15 protein-coding genes are annotated in these 18230 nt (G+C 68.3%); 7 read left to right on the top strand and 8 right to left on the bottom strand.

What is annotated here, in order from left to right; translation table 11 throughout:
- Nucleotides 1–258: 258 nt before the first annotated feature.
- From secF to queA, 5 genes are all read right to left on the bottom strand, one after another.
- Nucleotides 259–1239, bottom strand: coding sequence for a protein translocase subunit SecF (gene secF, locus IAE56_RS16655; RefSeq protein WP_150454554.1), 981 nt, complete (start codon nt 1237–1239; stop codon nt 259–261).
- A 15-nt stretch (nt 1240–1254) separates the two neighbouring features.
- Nucleotides 1255–3111, bottom strand: a complete 1857-nt coding sequence (secD, locus tag IAE56_RS16650) for a protein translocase subunit SecD (RefSeq protein ID WP_200753277.1) — start codon at nt 3109–3111, stop codon at nt 1255–1257.
- A gap of 61 nt (nt 3112–3172) precedes the next feature.
- Nucleotides 3173–3517: a preprotein translocase subunit YajC gene (gene yajC, locus IAE56_RS16645; RefSeq protein ID WP_057498089.1), complete on the bottom strand. Its 345-nt coding sequence runs from the start codon at nt 3515–3517 to the stop codon at nt 3173–3175.
- Nucleotides 3518–3653: 136 nt separating this feature from the next.
- Nucleotides 3654–4784 carry a tRNA guanosine(34) transglycosylase Tgt gene (gene tgt / locus IAE56_RS16640; protein WP_200753276.1) on the bottom strand — a complete coding sequence of 377 codons (1131 nt, stop codon included), beginning with the start codon at nt 4782–4784 and terminating at the stop codon, nt 3654–3656.
- Between the two features lie 199 nt (nt 4785–4983).
- Nucleotides 4984–6051, bottom strand: coding sequence for a tRNA preQ1(34) S-adenosylmethionine ribosyltransferase-isomerase QueA (gene queA, locus IAE56_RS16635; RefSeq protein ID WP_200753275.1), 1068 nt, complete (start codon nt 6049–6051; stop codon nt 4984–4986).
- A gap of 210 nt (nt 6052–6261) precedes the next feature.
- On the opposite strand from queA, the gene IAE56_RS16630 reads away from it, so the two are divergent.
- Both IAE56_RS16630 and IAE56_RS16625 read left to right on the top strand, forming a co-directional pair.
- Nucleotides 6262–7758 carry an aminotransferase class III-fold pyridoxal phosphate-dependent enzyme gene (locus tag IAE56_RS16630; protein WP_200753274.1) on the top strand — a complete coding sequence of 499 codons (1497 nt, stop codon included), beginning with the start codon at nt 6262–6264 and terminating at the stop codon, nt 7756–7758.
- A gap of 102 nt (nt 7759–7860) precedes the next feature.
- Nucleotides 7861–8454, top strand: a complete 594-nt coding sequence (locus IAE56_RS16625; protein ID WP_150454559.1) for a TIGR00730 family Rossman fold protein — start codon at nt 7861–7863, stop codon at nt 8452–8454.
- A 22-nt stretch (nt 8455–8476) separates the two neighbouring features.
- Here the strand turns inward: IAE56_RS16625 and IAE56_RS16620 are convergent, their stop codons facing one another.
- The gene (locus tag IAE56_RS16620) at nt 8477–11281 is read right to left on the bottom strand and encodes an EAL domain-containing protein (protein WP_200753273.1); all 2805 of its coding nucleotides are present in this window, start codon (nt 11279–11281) and stop codon (nt 8477–8479) included.
- 263 nt (nt 11282–11544) lie between these two features.
- On the opposite strand from IAE56_RS16620, the gene IAE56_RS16615 reads away from it, so the two are divergent.
- The 5 genes from IAE56_RS16615 (at nt 11545) to IAE56_RS16595 (ending at nt 15771) form a co-directional block, all read left to right on the top strand.
- The gene (locus tag IAE56_RS16615) at nt 11545–12099 is read left to right on the top strand and encodes an RNA polymerase sigma factor (protein ID WP_275427005.1); all 555 of its coding nucleotides are present in this window, start codon (nt 11545–11547) and stop codon (nt 12097–12099) included.
- Nucleotides 12096–13109, top strand: coding sequence for a hypothetical protein (locus tag IAE56_RS16610; RefSeq protein WP_200753271.1), 1014 nt, complete (start codon nt 12096–12098; stop codon nt 13107–13109). The genes IAE56_RS16615 and IAE56_RS16610 overlap by 4 nt, the downstream gene beginning before the upstream one ends.
- A 34-nt stretch (nt 13110–13143) precedes the next feature.
- Complete coding sequence (locus IAE56_RS16605) at nt 13144–13740, top strand: YigZ family protein (RefSeq protein WP_200753270.1); 597 nt, start codon at nt 13144–13146, stop codon at nt 13738–13740.
- On the top strand, nt 13733–15505 hold the full coding sequence (locus IAE56_RS16600) for an ABC transporter transmembrane domain-containing protein (RefSeq protein ID WP_116865347.1): 1773 nt from the start codon (nt 13733–13735) through the stop codon (nt 15503–15505). The genes IAE56_RS16605 and IAE56_RS16600 overlap by 8 nt, the downstream gene beginning before the upstream one ends.
- A gap of 71 nt (nt 15506–15576) precedes the next feature.
- The gene (locus IAE56_RS16595; RefSeq protein WP_108768574.1) at nt 15577–15771 is read left to right on the top strand and encodes a hypothetical protein; all 195 of its coding nucleotides are present in this window, start codon (nt 15577–15579) and stop codon (nt 15769–15771) included.
- Between the two features lie 206 nt (nt 15772–15977).
- Here IAE56_RS16595 and IAE56_RS16590 read toward each other — a convergent pair whose 3' ends face one another.
- On the bottom strand, nt 15978–17108 hold the full coding sequence (locus tag IAE56_RS16590) for a prephenate dehydrogenase (protein WP_200753269.1): 1131 nt from the start codon (nt 17106–17108) through the stop codon (nt 15978–15980).
- Nucleotides 17105–18013, bottom strand: a complete 909-nt coding sequence (gene pdxY / locus IAE56_RS16585) for a pyridoxal kinase (protein WP_200753268.1) — start codon at nt 18011–18013, stop codon at nt 17105–17107. Before pdxY ends, IAE56_RS16590 begins: the two co-directional genes overlap by 4 nt.
- Between the last annotated feature and the right edge of the window lie 217 nt (nt 18014–18230).

Below are 18230 nucleotides of genomic sequence, written 5' to 3'. Positions count from 1 at the left end.
ATGTGCCGACCAACGGTCGGCACCCACCACCAGCAGTTCCCAACAGCCGCGGGGAACCGGTCTGGGGCAAAGCCCCCTGAGTCAGGGGGCGGCCGCGAAGCGGCGGGGGTCTGGGAGCTGGTAAGTGGGGCCCACGGTTCGCACAGCGAAGCGTGGGAGCGACAGCGCGCATGCGATGACGCGTACCAGGGCTGCAAGCCCTGCAAACAAAAAACCCCGCTTGCGCGGGGTTCTCTGTGTGTTGCGTGCAGCGGGGGCTTACGGGCGACGGGCCAGGGCCTCGACGTCCTTCGCCTTCGGCAGCAGATCCTGCTTGGTCACGCGCAGCGCACCAATGGTCAGCATCGGCACCGCCACCAGGATCGAGGACAGCACCACGATCACCGCACCGATCATGTGCGTCTCGGCCAGGCCTTCCATCGAGCTGCCACCGTACAGGTACAGCGCCAGCGCCGACAGGAAGAACATCACCGCAGTGATCACCGTACGCGACAGCGTCTGGTTGATCGAACGGTTCAGTACCTCCATCGGCTCAGCGCGCAGGCTGCGGAAGTTCTCTCGCACGCGGTCGAACACCACGATGATGTCGTTGATCGCAAAGCCCATCACCGACAGCAGGCCGGCCAGCACGGTCAGGTCGAACTCACGGCCCAGCAGGGACACGTAAGCCACCGTCACGATCAGGTCGAACATCGCCACGATGCTGGCGGTGACCGCGAACTTCCATTCGAAGCGCACCGCGATGTAGATCAGGAAGCCGGCCAGCATGAAGATGGTGGCGTACAGACCGTTCATCGCCAGGTCCTTGCCGATCTGCGGGCCAACGAATTCGTTGCGCAGCACGGTGGCCTGGTTGTCGGCGGTGGACAGCGCCTTGACCACCGCCGCAGCGGTGGCCTTGTCCTCGGCGGCGGCCGCACCGGTACCCGGGGCGTGCTCACCGTGCGGGGCCAGGCGGATCAGCAGGTCGGTGTTGCCACCGACGCTCTGCACCTGGGCGCCTTCAAAGCCATTGTCCTCGAGCTTGGTGCGGACCTGCTCGACGTCCACCGCGTGATCGAAGCGGGCTTCGATCAGGGTGCCGCCGGTGAAGTCCAGGGCGTAGTTGAAGCCCTTGAAGCCGATGATGCCGATCGATGCCAGGAACACGATGATCGTGACGACCATCGCGACATGGCGCCAGCGCATGAAGTCGATCTGGGTGTCGTTCGGGAGGATGTGCAGCGGAAAAATTTTCATGTGCGTGTCGTCCCGTCAGATGGCCACGTTCTGGAGCTTCTTGCGACGGCCATAGATCAGCGTCGCCAGGGCGCGCGACACGGTGATCGCAGTGAACATCGAGGCGAAAATACCGATGATCATGGTCAGGGCGAAGCCCTTCAGCGGACCCGTGCCGAAGGCGAACAGGGCCACACCGACGATCAGGCCGGTCAGGTTGGCGTCAAGGATCGTGCCCGATGCACGTTCGTAACCGGTCACGATCGCGGTCTTGCCCGGCACGCCGGCACGCAGCTCTTCACGGATACGCTCGTTGATCAGCACGTTGGCGTCCACCGACAGGCCGACCGACAACGCCAGGCCGGCGAAGCCAGGCAGGGTCATCGTCGCGCCGAACAGCGACATCACCGCCACCACGATCAGCAGGTTGAACAGCATCGCCAGCGAGGTGATCAGGCCGAACATGCGGTAGTAGATGGTGAAGAACACCAGGGTGAACAGGAACGCGTAGACCACCGCGGTGATACCGTTCTTGACGTTCTCCGCACCCAGGCTCGGGCCGACCACGCGCTCTTCGACGAAGTCCATCGGCGCGGCCAGCGAGCCGGACTTCAGCAGCTTGGCCAGGTCCTCGGCTTCCTTCTTCTGCAGACCGGTGGTCTGGAAGTTCTTGCCGAACACGCCGTTGATGTTGGCCACCGAGATCACTTCCTCGTTGACCTTGAAGCCACGCACTTCCTGGCCGTCGACGACGGTCACGGTCGGCACGCGCTCGGTGTACACCACGGCCATCGGCTTGTTCACGTTGGCGCTGGTGAAGTCGAACATGCGCTGGCCGCCGACGTTGTTCAGCGTCACGCTGACCGCCGGGGCACCGCTGTTGGTGTCGGTCACCGCCTGTGCGCCGACCATCTGGTCGCCGGTGACGATCACGCGCTTGTTCAGCAGGATCGGGCCGCGGCCATCACGCTGCTGGTAGACCTTGGCTTCCGGCGGGATGCGACCGGAGGCGATCGCGTCCTGCGCATTGCCCTCGACCACCGCACGGTATTCCAGGGTGGCGGTGGCACCGATCATGCGCTTGGCTTCGGCGGTGTCCTGCACGCCCGGCAGCTGCACGACCACGCGGTCGGCACCCTGGCGCTGGATGATCGGCTCGGCCACGCCCAGCTGGTTCACGCGGTTACGCAGGGTGTTGATGTTCTGCTCAATGGCGCCGTTGGCGATCTGCGAGATCTCGGTGTCCGGGATGGTCACCGTGATGCGGCTGCCACTGACGTCGTAACCCAGGGTCGGCTGCGACTTGACCAGCGCCGTGCGGGCATTTGCAGCGGCATCGTCACCGGCCGACGGGCTCAGGTTGGCCACGATGGTGTTGTCAGCGCGGCGTTCGACCGACTGGTACGGAATGCGCGCGTCACGCAGGGTGCTGCGCACGTCTTCGGTGTAGGCGTCCAGGCGCTTGTCCAGCGCGGCCTTCTGGTCGACCTGCAGCACGAAGTGCACGCCGCCCTGCAGGTCCAGGCCCAGCACCATCGGCTTGCCGCCCAGCTTGGCCAGCCAGTCCGGCACGGTCGAGGCCAGGTTCAGGGCCACCGTGTAGTTCTCGCCAACGGTGTCACGCAGCGCATCGCTGGCCGCGGACTGGGACTTCAGGTCCGCCAGGCGGACGATCAGGCTTTCCCCTTCCTTCTCGGCGCCGATCGTGGTGACACCGGCCTTCTTCAGGTCGGCCAGCACACGGTCGCGCAGCGCGTCGTCGACCGTGCCGCCACGGTTGGCGGTGATCTGGACGGCGGGGTCCTTCTGGTAGATGTTGGGCAGCGCGTACAGGGCACTGAGCGCCAGTACGATCAGGATGACGACGTACTTCCAGCGTGGAAATTCGAGCATTGCTTGGGTCCCGCGCGGCGCCATCCCCGGCGCCGCGGTTGTGCATCGGAAAGGGAGTGGCTTACTGGGCCGACTTCAGGGTACCGGCCGGCAGCACGTTGCCGACAGCGCCCTTCTGCACGCGAATGCGCACGTTGTCAGCCACTTCGATGGTGATGAAGTTGTCGCCGATGTCGGTGACCACGCCGGCGATGCCGCCGTTGGTCAGCACTTCGTCACCGCGCTTGATCTTCTCCAGCATGGCCTTGTGCTCCTTCTGCCGCTTCATCTGCGGGCGGATCATGAGGAAGTACATGATGGCGATCAGGATGATCGGGAACAGCAGCGTGGTCAGGCCCATGCCCTGCGGTTGGCCGCCGGCGGCCTGGGCGTGGGCGGCGGGAATCAGGAAAGCAAGCAGGTTCATCGTTGGTCCTTTGGTTGGGCGGCGCTCAGGCCCGTTTGACGGGCGCAGGGTGTCGACCGCGGATCTGGGTCAGCCTTGAAGTATGCCACGGCCCCGGACGTTCGTCCTTGGGCCGTTCGGCAGGGGTGCGGCGGTGTTACAGGGGCGGCGCAACCGCCCCGCGTGCTGCGTAGAAGGACTCGCGGAAGGCCTGGAAGGTTCCCGCCTCGATGGCCGCGCGGATGTCGGCCATCAGTTTCTCGTAGTAGAACAGGTTGTGCAGGGTGCCCAGCATCGGCGCCAGCATCTCGTTGCAGCGGTCCAGGTGGCGCAGGTACGAGCGGGTGTAGCCGCCGCTGCAGGCCACGCAGCCGCAGCCCGGCTCGATCGGGTCCATGTCGCGCGCATACTGCGAGTTGCGGATGCGTACGGTGCCGAACGAGGTGAAATAGTGGCCGTTGCGGGCATTGCGGGTCGGCATCACGCAATCGAACATGTCCACGCCACGGGCCACGCCCTCGACCAGGTCTTCCGGCCGGCCCACGCCCATCAGGTAGCGTGGGCGGTCGCCCGGCAGCTCCGGGTCGAGGTGGTCGAGCATGGCGTTGCGCTCGTGCTCCGGCTCACCCACGGCCAGGCCGCCGATGGCATAGCCGTCGAAACCAATGGCCTGCAGGGCCTCGGCCGAGCGGCTGCGCAGGTCGGTGTGCACGCCACCCTGGACGATGCCGAACAGCGCCGCGTCATTGCCCAGCTCGTCATGCGCGTTGCGGCTGCGCTGCGCCCAGCGCAGGCTCAGCTCCATCGAACGGCGGGCGACATCCTCGGTGGCCGGGTACGGGGTGCACTCGTCGAAGATCATCACCACGTCCGAATCGAGCACCTTCTGGATCTTCATGCTCTCTTCCGGGCCCAGGAACACGCGGGCACCGTCGGTGGGCGAGGCGAAGGTCACGCCCTGCTCGGTGATCTTGCGGCGATGGGCCAGCGAGAACACCTGGAAGCCGCCGGAGTCGGTCAGGATCGGGCCATCCCACTGGCAGAAGCCGTGCAGGCCGCCGTGGTCGGCGATGATGTCCAGGCCCGGCCGCAGGTACAGGTGGAAGGTATTGCCGAGGATGATCTCGGCGCCCAGCGAGCGCACCTGGTCCGGCAGGATGCCCTTGACCGAGCCATAGGTTCCCACCGGCATGAAAGCCGGCGTTTCCACCGTGCCACGCGGGAAGGTCAGGCGGCCACGGCGGGCACGGCCGTCGCGGGTCTGGAGCTGGAACTGCAATCGGGACATGGAGCGGTCGTTCAGGCAAATAGTTGCCTATTGTCTCCCAAAACCGCCTTCCCTGCTCCGGTAGCGCCGGGCCATGCCCGGCGGCGAGGTCCGCCGGAGATGGCCGGGGATACCGAATTCATCCACGCATGGCGTGGATCTACTGGACGGTAGTAGATCCACGCCATGCGTGGATGTCACTCCCGCCGGCAGGCAGAGGTCAGCCCGCCTGCGGGAACAGCAGCATCGCGTCGCCGTAGCTGAAGAAGCGGTAGCGCTGCTCGATCGCGTGCTGGTAGGCCTCGAACACGCGGTCCTTGCCGGCGAACGCGGAGATCATCATCAGCAGCGTGCTTTCCGGCAGGTGGAAATTGGTCACCATCGCGTCGACGCTGCGGATGCGGTAGCCCGGGGTGATGAAGATCTGGGTCTCGCCGGCAAACGGCAGCAGCTCGCCATCGCGCATCGCGCTTTCCAGCGCGCGCACCACGGTCGTGCCTACGCCGATCACCCGGCCGCCCGCTTCACGGGTACGGCGCACCTGCTGGACCAGCTCGGCACCCACGTTCAGCCACTCGCGGTGCATCACGTGGTCCTTCAGGTCATCGGCGCGCACCGGTTGGAAGGTACCGGCGCCGACATGCAGGGTGACGTGGCCGAAGTCCACGCCCTTGGCCTTCAGCGCCGCCAACAGCGGTTCGTCGAAGTGCAGGCCGGCCGTCGGTGCGGCCACTGCGCCCACTTCACGGGCGAACACGGTCTGGTAGCGCTCGCGGTCGTCCAGGCCCGGCTCGCGCTGGATGTACGGCGGCAGCGGCAGGCGGCCGGCGTGCAGCAGCCACTGCTCCAGCGATTCGGGCACATGGAACTGCAGCACGTAGAACTCGCCGTCGCGGCCCAGCACCTCGGCCTCGCCACCGGCGTCCAGGGCGATCCGGCTGCCGGCCTTGGGCGACTTGCTGGCGCCGACCTGGGCACGGGCCTGCTGGGCGCCGAGCAGGCGCTCGATCAGGATCTCCACGCGTCCACCGCTGGCCTTCTGCCCGAACAGGCGCGCCGGGATCACCCGGGTGTCGTTGAACACCATCAGGTCGCCCGGCTGCAGCAGCGATGGCAGGTCGCGCACCTGCACATCGGTGAAGGCGGCCGGCGCCGGCGGCACCAGCATCAGACGGCTGGCCGAGCGTTCGGCCAAGGGTGCCTGGGCAATCAGTTCGGCCGGCAGGTCGTAGTGGAAATCGGACTTCTTCAAGGCAGTGATCGGCAACAGGTCGACAATGGCGCGCATTGTACGACCAGCGCCTGCGAGCCGGCGCGCTCCGTGCCGAACGTCGGGCAATATGCTGCTATGCAGCAGGTTTCTGCGGGGTTATCGCGCAAAAAAACAAATGCTAGCATCGGGGAGGAAGTCCGCAGCACGAGTCCGCCCCAAGCGCGCGTGATGACGCGCGTTTTGCTTTTGAAGGCCCGTGCGACCCAACGTTTCAGGAGATCTGCAATGAGCTTCATCGAACGCCTCGCCCCCCTCCGCGCCCAGCCCGGCACCCGCCTCACCACCGGCCTGGACGACGCCACCCTGACCGCACTGTCCGCCCGCCACCCGCAGCTGGTTGCCGCCGTGGACGCCGCCGCTGCCGAGTTCGCGCGCGTGCAGCAGGAACTGGGGCCGCTGCTGGCGCAGGACGAGCAGGCGCAGATCGATGCGATGCAGGACGGCTTCGTCAATTTCTATGCCGATGACGCGGTGACCCCGTACGTGGCGCTGGCCGCACGCGGGCCGTGGGTGGTCACCCTGAAGGGCGCGGTGCTGTACGACGCAGGCGGCTACGGCATGCTCGGCTTCGGCCACACCCCTGATGCGGTGCTCGAAGCGATGTCTCGCCCGCAGGTGATGGCCAACATCATGACTCCGAGCCTGTCGCAGCAGCGCTTCATCAGTGCCCTGCGCGCGGAGATCGGCCACCGTCGTGGCGGCTGCCCGTTCGCCCGCTTCATGTGCCTGAACTCCGGCTCCGAAGCGGTCGGCCTGGCCGCACGCATCGCCGACGTCAACGCCAAGCTGCAGACCGACCCGGGCGCGCGCCATGCCGGTGCCGCCATCAAGCGCGTGGTCATCAAGGGCAGCTTCCACGGCCGCACCGATCGCCCGGCGCTGTATTCCGATTCCAGCCGCAAGAGCTACCAGCAGCACCTGGCCAGCTACCGTGACGAGGATTCGGTGATTACCGTCGCGCCGTATGACGAGACCGGCCTGCGCAAGGTGTTCGAAGATGCCGAGCGCCACCAGTGGTTCATCGAAGCGGTGTTCCTGGAGCCGGTGATGGGCGAAGGTGACCCGGGCCGCTCGGTGCCGCCGGCCTTCTATGCAGTGGCCCGCGAGCTGACCCGCGCCCACGGCAGCCTGCTGCTGCTCGATTCGATCCAGGCCGGCCTGCGTGCCCACGGCGTGCTGTCGGTAGTGGATTACCCGGGCTTCGAAGGCCTGGACCCGCCGGACATGGAAACCTATTCCAAGGCGCTCAACGCCGCGCAGTACCCGCTGTCGGTACTGGCGGTGACCGAGCATGCCGCGCAGCTGTACCGCAAGGGCATCTACGGCAACACCATGACCAGCAACCCGCGGGCGCTGGACGTGGCCTGCGCCACCCTGGCCCAGCTGACCCCACAGGTGCGCGCCAACATCGCCGAACGCGGCGCCGAGGCCGTGCGCAAGCTGGAACAGCTGAAGAGCGAGCTGGGCGGGCTGATCACCAAGGTGCAGGGCACCGGCCTGCTGTTCTCCTGCGAGCTGGCCCCGCAGTTCAAGTGCTATGGCGCCGGCTCCACCGAGGAATGGCTGCGCCAGCACGGCATCAACGTGATCCACGGTGGCGAGAACTCGCTGCGCTTCACCCCGCACTTCGGCATGGACAGCGACGAGCTGGACCTGCTGGTGGGCCTGGTCGGCCGCGCCCTGCGTGAAGGCCCGCGCCGTGAGCAGGCGGCCGCCGCGTAACCCGCGCCAACGCGTCATAATCGACCAACACCCCGCCCGCGACCGCTGACCCGGTTGCCGGCGGGGCGTTTTCGTTTCCGCACCAAGAGACAGGAATCCCCCATGAAGTCCCTCTGCGTCTACTGTGGCTCCAACGCTGGCAGCAAGCCGGTCTACACCGAACGCGCCATGGCGCTGGGCGACCGCATCGCCCGCGATGGCATGCGCCTGGTCTACGGCGGCGGCAACGTCGGCCTGATGGGCACCGTTGCCAATGCCGTGCTGGCCGCCGGCGGCGAAGTGACCGGCGTCATCCCGCGCCAGCTGGCCGACTGGGAAGTGGCCCACCGCGGCCTGACCGAACTGGAGATCGTCGGTTCGATGCATGAGCGCAAGTCGCGCATGTTCGATCTGTCCGACGGCTTCGTCGCCCTGCCTGGCGGCTTCGGCACCATGGAAGAGATCTTCGAGATGCTCACCTGGCGCCAGCTTGGCATCGGCAACAAGCCCTGCGCGTTCCTCGACGTGGACGGCTTCTACGCCCCGCTGATCGGCATGATCGACCGCATGGTGGAAGAGCGCTTCCTGCACCCGGAACAGCGCCAGGACCTGTGGTACGGCTCGGACATCGACGAGATGCTGGCCTGGATGCAGGCCTACAAGCCGGCCCAGGCCTCGAAGTGGATTGACGAGAAGCGCCGCGCCGCGCTGCGTTGAGTCGCAGGACCTGCGCGGTGGTTCAGGCCACCGCGCGCGTCCACGGTGCCGGCCGGCCCAGCAGGTAGCCCTGGCCGTAGTCACAGCCCAGCTCGAACAGGCTCTGCTGCTGGGCTTCGGTCTCGATGCCCTCGCCGATGGTTTCGATGCCCAGCGTGCGCGCCAGCGACAACACGCCTTCCACCAGCGCGCGCGTGCTCTGCGCCTCCGGGCCATGCAGGCCGGCGATGAAGCTCTGGTCGATCTTCAGCGTGCTGATCGGGAACCGGTGCAGGTAGGACAGCGCCGAGAAGCCGGTGCCGAAATCATCCAGCTGCACCTGGATGCCACGCTCGCGCAGGCCCTTGAGGATGCGCAGCGTGTGCGGGCCATCGTCCAGCAGCGCGACCTCGGTGATTTCCAGGCGCAGCCGCTGCGGGTCGGCATCGTTGGCTTCCAGCAGGCCGAACAGGCGCTTGCTGAAATCGGCCGAGCGGAAGTGCCGCGGTGACACGTTCACCGACACATAGCCGCGCCCACCGTCGGCCAAGCCGGCGATGACCTGCTCGTAGATCAGCCAGTCGACCTGCTCGATCAGGCCGCTTTCCTCGCCCAGTTCGAGGAAGGCGCCGGGCAGCAGCAGGCCGCGTCGCTCGTGCTGCCAGCGCAGCAGCGCCTCGTGGCCGACCACTTCGCCGTCGGACAGGCGCACGATCGGCTGGTAGAAGGGCACGAAATCACGGTTGTTGATCGCCCGCCGCAGGTCCGCCTCCAGGTCCAGGCTGCGCATCGCCTGCTCGCGCATGTCCTCGTCGAAGATCGCGCAGCGGTCATGGCCCTGGGCCTTGGCCCGGTACATCGCCGCGTCGGCGTCACGCAGCAGTTCTTCGCCGGTGCGGTAGTGCGGGTTCCACAGGGCGATGCCGAGGCTGCCCGAGGGGAACAGCTCGCGCCCGGCGATCCACATCGATTCCTGCAGGGCCAGCAGCAGGCGCTGGCCGAAGTCCAGGGCCTGGCCGAGGCCCTGCGGGCACTGCAGCAGCACCGCGAATTCATCACCGCCCAGGCGCGCGACCACGTCGCCGTCGCCTGCCATGGACACGATGCGCTTGGCCACTTCCACCAGCATGCGGTCGCCGGCGGCGTGGCCGATGCTGTCGTTGACCAGCTTGAAGCGGTCCAGGTCCAGGAACAGCATCGCGAACACCGGGCCACCTTCGCGGCGGGCCAGGGCCAGCGCGTCCTGCAGGCGGTCCAGCAGGTGCAGGCGGTTGGGCAGGCCGGTCAGCGCATCGTGCATGGCCTGGTGGGTCAGGCGCTGCTCGGCACGCAGGCGCTCGGCAATCTGCCCCAGCAGCTTGTCGTTCACTTCGCCCAGCTCGCGGGTGCGCTCTTCCACGCGCTTTTCCAGCTCGGCGTGCGCCGAACGCAGCTGCTGCTGGTCGCGCTGGCGTGCCAGGCCGGTGCCGATGTTCTGCGCCACGAAGGTCAGCAGGCGCTGGTCGTGCACGCTGAAGGCGATCTGGTCGGTGTAGCTCTGCACCACGATCGCGCCGACCACCTCGTCGTCGCGCAGCAGCGGCACGCCCAGCCAGCAGTGCGAACGCGCACCGGATTCACGCACTTCGCCGGTAACCAGCAGCGCGTCGATCTGCGCGCGAGATGCCAGCAGCGGGCGCCGGTGGCGGACCACGTATTCGGTCAGGCCGCGGCTGAAGGCGCGCGGTGCGCGCGAGCTGTTGTGCTCGTCCACCGAATAGACGAAATCCAGGCCGTCGCCGCGTGCGTTGACCAGGGCGATGTAGAAATTGCGCGCATCCAGCAACCGGCCCACCACCCCGTGCACCTGGCCGTAGAACTGGGCCAGGCTGTCGGCCGACATGGCCATTTCGGCGATGTTGTAGAGGGCGGTCTGCAGCTGTTCGCCACGGCGGCGCTCGGCCACTTCGTCCTGCAGGCTGCGGTTGGCGCGCTGCAGTTCCAGCGTGCGCCGTTCCACCTGCTGTTCCAGCCGCACCTGCGCCTGGCGCCGGTCCATCGCGGTCTGCACGTGCTGGGCAACGAAGCCCAGCAAGGCGCGCTCCGCCTCGCCATACAGCGCGGCCTGTTCGTAACTCTGCACCACGATGGCGCCGCAGACGCGGCCATCGCGCAGCATCGGCACGCCCAGCCAGTCCAGGCTTTCCGGGCCGCGCTCGGGATCGTGCTCTTCCTCGGCATCGGCCAGCAGTTCGCGCGACGGGCCACTGAGCGGCTTGCCATGGCGCAGCAGCGCCACGGTCAGGCTGCGCGGCATCTGCCCGGCGTCGTAGCTGATCGTGGGGTCGGCCACGAACTCATCCACCTGGTCGGCGAAATACAGGAAGCGCATCTGGTCGCGCACATCGTCGTACTCGACGATGTAGCAGTTCTCCGCGTACATCAGCGAACCCAGCACGCCGTGCACGTGGCGCAGCATCTCGCCCATCTCCAGATCGGCACCGGCCAGATCGGCGATCTGGAACAGCGCCTGCTGAAGGCGTTCAGCCTGTTCGAGTGCGCGGATCTGCCCCGCCTGGCGGCCGCGCTGCAGGGCCAGTTCCATCGCCTGCCGCGATATCCCCCACCAGGCTTCCGACGGCGACCCGCCGCGCACCCGCAGCGACAGCTGTGCGCCGTCGTGCTCCCAGGCAGCCTGCTCCCAAACAGTGTGCTCCCAGATTGACTGGTCCCAGTCGAGCTCGGCTTCGCTGGCGCCCTGCGGCCAGCTGTCCTGGCCACGGCCCAGCTGCGGGTCGTTCCAGCCCACCCGCACGATCGCGGTATCCGGCAGCAGCGCATGCAGCGCGCGCACCAGCGCCGTGCTCAAGACGGCCTCGTGAGGTGACAGCGATGACACACGGTCGGCTTGCGTGGACAAAATGACGTTCTCTTGGCGCCGCTACTGCGTCGCCTCCCCTGAGTGCGCGAGCATAACGCGGCACAGGGGGGGCAATGGAAGCCCGCGAACCCCGTTTCGTGCCTCCGGGCGTTGTTCATGTGGACCCCCACCCACGAATCGCCGTGAACTGCGCCCTGCCCGCCCCCGCCACCGGCTATGCGCCACCGCCTGCAGGCCTTACCCTGTCTGCCGTGGAAGCGACCGCCCTGCCAACCGATGAAGCGCTGATGCTGGCCTGGGCCGGCGGCGACCTGCAGGCCTTCGAAAGCCTGTACGCGCGCCATCGCAAGCGCCTGTTCGGCTTCCTGCTGCGGCAGCTGCGCGATACCGCGCTGGCCGAGGAGATCTTCCAGGACGTCTGGCAGCGGGTGATCAGCGCGCGCGCCGGTTGGCAGCCCGATGCCGCATTCAGCACGTGGCTGTTCCGCATCGCGCACAACCGTCTGAACGACCACTGGCGTGCTGCCCGCCACCGCCCTGCCGCGCCGGCCGATGCCGATCTGCGCCTGGCCGCGCTGGAAGACGGGCAGACCCCGGAAGCTGAACTGTCTGAATTCGAGCAGCGCCGGCGCATCCAGCTGGCGATGGACGACCTGCCGCCCGAGCAGCGCGAAGTGCTGCAGCTGCGGCTGGAACAGGAACTGAGCCTGGAGGAGATCGGCCAGATCACCGGCGTCGGCCGGGAAACGGTGAAATCGCGGCTGCGCTATGCGATGGACAAGCTGCGTGCGGGACTGAAGGCATGAACCGAGACGACCCCCTGTCGCCTGAAGAACGTGCGCTGGCCGGCCTGATCGGCCGCCGCCACGACCAGGCCCCGCCCGCTGCGCTGGACGCGGCGATCCTGGCGGCCGCGCGCGCGTCGGTGTCCACGCCTGCCGGAGACGCTGCTGCCGGGGACGCACCCGCGGCAGCCGACTGCGCCCCACCGTCGAGCGTGCGTGCGCGCCGGTCGCGGCCGCGCTGGCCGGCGGTGTTCGGCATCGCCGCCTCGATGGTGTTTGCGGTCGGCATCGCCTGGCAGATGCGGCCGGAGCCGCCGGTCGTGCCGGCACAGGAAGCACAGATCGTCGCCGCGCCCGTGGCCGACGAACGTGCCGCAGCCGATGCCCAGGCACCGCAGCCGATGTCCGCCGCGGCAGAGATCGCGCCACCGCCACCGCCTTCGCCGCTGCCTGCACCCCAGGTGGCGCCTGCGGCACCGGCGCCGTCTGCCAAGGCTGTCATTGCACGCGCGCCCGAAGCGCAGGCCGCCCCGCCAGCGGCCGAGCCCGCACCGCGCATGGCCGCACGCAGCCGGACTGCCGAGCCCGCTGCCGAAGCCGTCTTCGCGCCGCCAGCACCTCCTGCGCCCGCTGCACCCGCAGCAGCGCCTCCGTCGCCGGTCGCGTACTCGGCTCCAGCCCCAGCTGCAATGGAAATGGACTCGGTCCAGGGCGCAGCTGCGGCCAGCGCCGACGCGGTGCGCAGCCAACGCCGTGCGGCACCGGCGGCATCCAAGGCCAACGCCGGCGCACCGTCCAGTGCACCCGGCGTGATGCTGCGCCGGTCCAGCGATGCCGCGCTCAGCGCCACGGCGGTGCACGCCGAAGTGGCCGCCGACGCCTCGCTGCCGCGGCGGCAGTGGCTGCAGAAAATCCGCGAGCGCCGCGACAACGGTCAGCGCGACCTGGCCCGTGCCAGCCTGGAGCGCTACCTGCAGCTGTATCCCGAAGCGCGCCTGCCCAAGGACCTGCGCCCGCTGCTGGACGACTGAGGCAGGCCCGCGCCGACCCCGTAGAATGGTGGGAATGCCCGATACCCTCGCCCAGCCCGTCAGCCATACGCTGGACATCAAGCACAGCCGCTTCACCGCCCACGCCGCACCCATCGACAGCGGCGCGGGTGCACTGGCGTTCCTGCAGCAGGTGGCCGTGGCCGATGCCACCCATAACTGCTGGGCCTACCGGCACGGCCAGGATTACCGTTCCAGCGATGATGGCGAGCCCGCAGGCACCGCTGGGCGGCCGATCCTGGCGGCCATCGATGGCCAGGGCTTCGACCGCGTCGTGGTGGTGGTGACCCGCTGGTATGGCGGCATCAAGCTGGGTGCAGGCGGCCTCGTGCGCGCCTACGGTGGCACCGCCGCCGAATGCCTGCGTACCGCGCCACGCCTGCCGCTGGTGACGATGGCGCGCCTGCAGCTGCTGGCCGGCTTCGAGGATCTGGGCACCCTGCACGCCGCCCTGCCCGCCTTCGCTGCCGAGAAGCGCGATGAACAGTTCGATGCCAATGGTGTGCGCCTGCGGGTGGAATTGCCCGCCGACCAGGTCGACGCATTGAAAATCCGCCTGCGCGACGCCACCCGTGACCGTATCCGCATAGAAGATGACGACCAGGATGACTGACAAGGACGAGACGTCCGCTTCAACCCCGCCGCTGCGCCGCCTGGGCAGCCTGCGTACGCTGTGGCCGTTCGTGCGCCGCCACAGCGGGTTGTTCACCGCCTGGCTGCTGGCCCTGGCGGTCTCCTCGGCGGCGACGCTGAGCCTGCCGCCGGCGGTCAAGCAGATGATCGACCACGGCTTCAGCAGTGGCGGCCAGATCAACCGCGCGTTCGCCCTGCTGATGCTGGTGGCGGTGGTGATGGCCTTGGGCACCGCCGCGCGCTTCTACTTCGTGTCGCTGCTGGGCGAGAAGGTCGTTGCCGACCTGCGCAGCCAGCTGTACGCCCACCTGATCCAGCTCGGCGCCGGCTTCCATGACCGCAGCCGCAGCGGCGAACTGGTTTCGCGCCTGACCGCCGATACCGAACTGCTGCGCAGCGTGGTCGGCTCGACCATGTCGGTGGCCCTGCGCAGCAGCGTGACCGTGGTCGGCAGCCTGGCCATGCTGTTCGTCACCAGCCCGCGGCTGGCGGCGTGGTCGCTGCTGGGCATCCCGCTGGCGGTGCTGCCGATCATCATCGGCGCGCGCAAGCTGCGCGTGGTCGCCCGCAACAGCCAGGACCGCATCGCCGATGCCAACAGCCTGGCCAGCGAGACCCTGGGCGCCGTGCGCACCGTGCAGGCCCATGCCCGCGAGCCGTACGAGCGCGGTCGCTTCGACCATGCGCTCGGCGATGCCATCACTGCCGCGCGCCGCCGCATCGGCGCGCAGTCGCTGGTCACCGCCAGCGCCATCCTGCTGGTGTTCGGCGCCATCGTCGGCGTGCTCTGGCTGGGCGCGCACGATGTCATCGATGGCCGCCTGAGTGCCGGTACACTCGGCCAGTTCGTGCTGTACGCGCTGATCGGCGGCGGCTCGGTGGGCGCGCTGGCCGAAGTGTGGAATGAACTGCAGCGCGCGGCCGGCGGCATGGGCCGCATCGGCGAGCTGCTGCAGGAAGACATCGAGATCCGCGCACCCGCGCAGCCGCATGCGCTGCCGCAGCCGCTGCAGGGGCAGATCCAGTTCGACGACGTGGTGTTCCACTACCCGCAGCGGCCGGACCAGCCGGCGCTGGACCACTTCAGCCTGAACGTGCGTCCCGGCGAGACGGTGGCCCTGGTTGGCCCGTCCGGCGCCGGCAAGAGCACGGTGCTGTCGCTGCTGCTGCGCTTCCATGATCCGGCCAGTGGCCGCATCTGCGTGGACGGCCACGACGTGCGCGAAGTCGATCCGGCCGACCTGCGTGCGCAGCTTGCGCTGGTGCCGCAGCAGCCGACCCTGTTCGCCACCAGTGCGCGCGACAACATCCGCTACGGCCGCCTGCAGGCCAGCGATGCCGAGGTGGAAGCCGCGGCGCGTGCGGCCGAAGCCGATGGTTTCCTGCGCGCCCTGCCGCAGGGCTACGACAGCGAGCTGGGCGAGCGCGGCGCGCGCCTCTCCGGCGGCCAGCAGCAGCGCGTGGCGATCGCCCGTGCCCTGCTGAAGGATTCACCCATCCTGCTGCTCGACGAGGCCACCAGCGCGCTGGATGCGCAGAGTGAGCACAGCGTGCAGCAGGCACTGGAACGGTTGATGGCCGGGCGCACCACCGTGGTGATCGCCCATCGCCTGGCGACCGTGCTCAAGGCCGACCGCATCGTGGTGATGGATCAGGGCCGCATCGTCGCCGAGGGCACGCATGCGCAGCTGTTGGCTGAAGGTGGACTGTATGCGGAGCTGGCGCGACTGCAGTTCGTCGATTGATTGACGGCCGGCTAACACCGGCCGGCCCAAGCTGGCGGCGAAACCGAAGGATCCGCTGAAGGAGGTGCACGATGTCGTTCCGTCAGTTCCCTGCAGTCGACGCCAATGGCGAAAGCCACATCATCATCGAGTTCAAACCCGATGCCAGCGGTAGCGGCCAGAAGGTGGAGACCAGTCCGCGCTATGAACTGGATGACGGTCGTCATCTGGTGCGCAATGGCCGTGAGTTCACCACCAGCGGCGGCGAGTTGCGGTTGACGATCTGAGGTTCGCCGGGCATGGCCCGGCGCTACCGGATCTGGCACCACCCCGCTCTGGCAGGTGTCGACCTTGGTCGACACGCTCCGCCCGCCGGGTATGAAAAATTGCGTGGTCAATTTTTCACCAACCATCTTGACAGCCTTGCCTGCCAAGGGCTGCGCGCGGTTATCCACACGTTTGCTCAGAAGTCATCCACACCGCCTGTGGATGACTACGCCTGCCCCAGCACCCGGCCGATGCCGCTGGCATCGACGGCCACCGCCGCCCGCGCGATGGCCAGCGAATCGCTGCCCGCCACGAAACCGATACGGAAATGCACCTCGCCGCCCGGCGTACGCGACGAGTGAATCGAGGCCAGGCTGATGCTGTGCTGCTCGAACACGTGCAGCAGCTCACGCAGTGAACCCGGCCGATCCTCCGGCAGGTGCACCGACAAGGCGTTGCGCTCGGTCAGGTCGGCCAGCAGGTAGCCCACGCGCTCGAAGGTGTAGTTGCCCGCGGCCAGCGCGGGCTCACCAAAGGCGTCGTGGTTGGCGGCCAGCAGCTGCTCGCGGAACCAGCCACGCGCCGCGTCGTCGCCCTGCCCGACCTGCGCCTGCAGTGCCTGCAGCTGGCCGACCAGCCGATCCAGCATCGGCGCCACGTAGGGGTTGCCGAACTGGATGTCTTCGTAGATCGCCGGGTTCAACGACAGGATGCGCGAGATGATCGCCGTATCCAGTTCAAACGAGGCCGAGCGGTACGGCATCATCGCGGCCAGGTCGCCCAGCTGCGGCTGGTATTCGCGCAGCACACCGGCCTGCGCCAGGTGGGTGGCATGCACCATGGCCTGCACCAGCGCCATCATCTGGTCGTGGTGCTGCGGCGTGGCGCGCACGCACTCGGCCTGCAGGGCCGCGCAGAGGCTGTCGACCCACGGCTGCCAGTGCTGCAGCCGCGCCTCGCAGACCACCATCACCCGGCCCTTCAGGGTCGGCGCCTTCGGCGGCGCGGTCATCGGGTGCAGACCGACCACTTCGGCCTGCGAGGCCAGCATCGCCTGCACCGGCGCATCCTTCACCGAGGTGACGTCCAGCCACAGGCGATCCTGTTCGCGCCCGGCCGACTGCTGGACGTAGTCGGCGATCAACGCCGGCGTGTGCCGGATCGGCGCCGAAAACACCAGCACATCGGACTGTGCCAGCAGCTGCTCGGGCGTATGCGAGCTCGGATCGGCCGGATCATGGCCGATCACCTGCAGCTGCATGTGCTGCTGGAAGAAGCGGGCCAGCCAGCGCCCGTAGGCGCCGGCACTGCCCACGATGCCGACCGTGCGCGGCGTGCGCGTCTGCAGCCCGCTCATGCCACGCGTTCGGCGTGGAAGCGGGTGGCCTCCGCCAGCGCGGCAGGCGCGGCAGCGATCACGTCGAACTCCTCGAAGCCGCTGGCCAGGGTCGCTTCCAGTGCCGCATGGGTACCGGCGATGGCGCGCGAAATGGCCTGCTGCATCGATTCGCCGCGCAGCAGGAAGGACACCACCAGCGACATCAGCACATCACCGGTGCCGGCCACATCCACCGGCAGCAGCGGCGAGGTCCAGCGCCAGGTTTCTTCGCGCCCGACGGCCAGGGTCACCAGCTCGCCCGGGGTGCCGCCCACGCTGTGCGCGATCACCCATTGCGGGCCACGCGCCAGCAGCGCGCGCGCCGCGGCGATGGCATCGGCCTCGGCCAGGGCCGGCATGCCGGTCAGGCGGTTGAGCTCAAATGCGTTCGGCGTGACCAGCCAGGCATGCGGCAGCAGGCGCTCGGCGAAGATCGTCTCCAGCCCGGGCTCCACATAGGGGCCGGTGTGGGTGTCACCGATGACCGGGTCCAGGCAGTAACGCAGCTGCGGACAGACCGGCAGGATCTCGTCCAGCCAGTCGGCGAAGGCGGCACCGTTGGCGGCGCTGCCGAAGTAGCCGGAGACCAGCATCTTCGCCCGCTGCGGCAGGCCGCGCTCGCGGGTGCCGAGCAGCAGGTCGGCGAACCAGTCAGCGGGCAGCACGCGGCCTCGGGTGGTGTCGTAGAACGGCGCATTGCTGAGCAGGACGGTCGGGATTTCCGCCACGCGCACGCCGAGGGCGCGCATCGGCGGGACGGCGGCGCTGTTGCCGGCGTGGCCGTAGACGAGCTGCGACTGGACGGAGATGACGTCGATCGGCGAGGGCCCGTCGGGGCGCTGGCGACGGCCGTGGAGCAGGTGGTTGTCGAGGGATTCGCTCATGCCCGCATTCTACGCCCAAGGGGGTTTTCGGCAGGGCTTGCAGCCCTGCACCTGCTCAATGCAACGGCAACTGCAAAAGCCGGAGCGGCATTCCGTGGGATGGCGGGGCGGTGTAGGTGGTCAGGACACGCCGTAAACCCCCCTCCGGGGTCCGGCCCAGCCGGTGGCGGCTGGGCGTTCGGGCGCTTGCGAAGCAGTGCTTCGCAAGCAAAGCGCC

Source organism: Stenotrophomonas sp. S41 (assembly GCF_016624625.1).
GTDB lineage: Bacteria > Pseudomonadota > Gammaproteobacteria > Xanthomonadales > Xanthomonadaceae > Stenotrophomonas.
The sequence above is the reverse complement of the archived record's forward strand: the minus strand, read 5'-3'. Positions and strand labels throughout refer to the sequence as shown.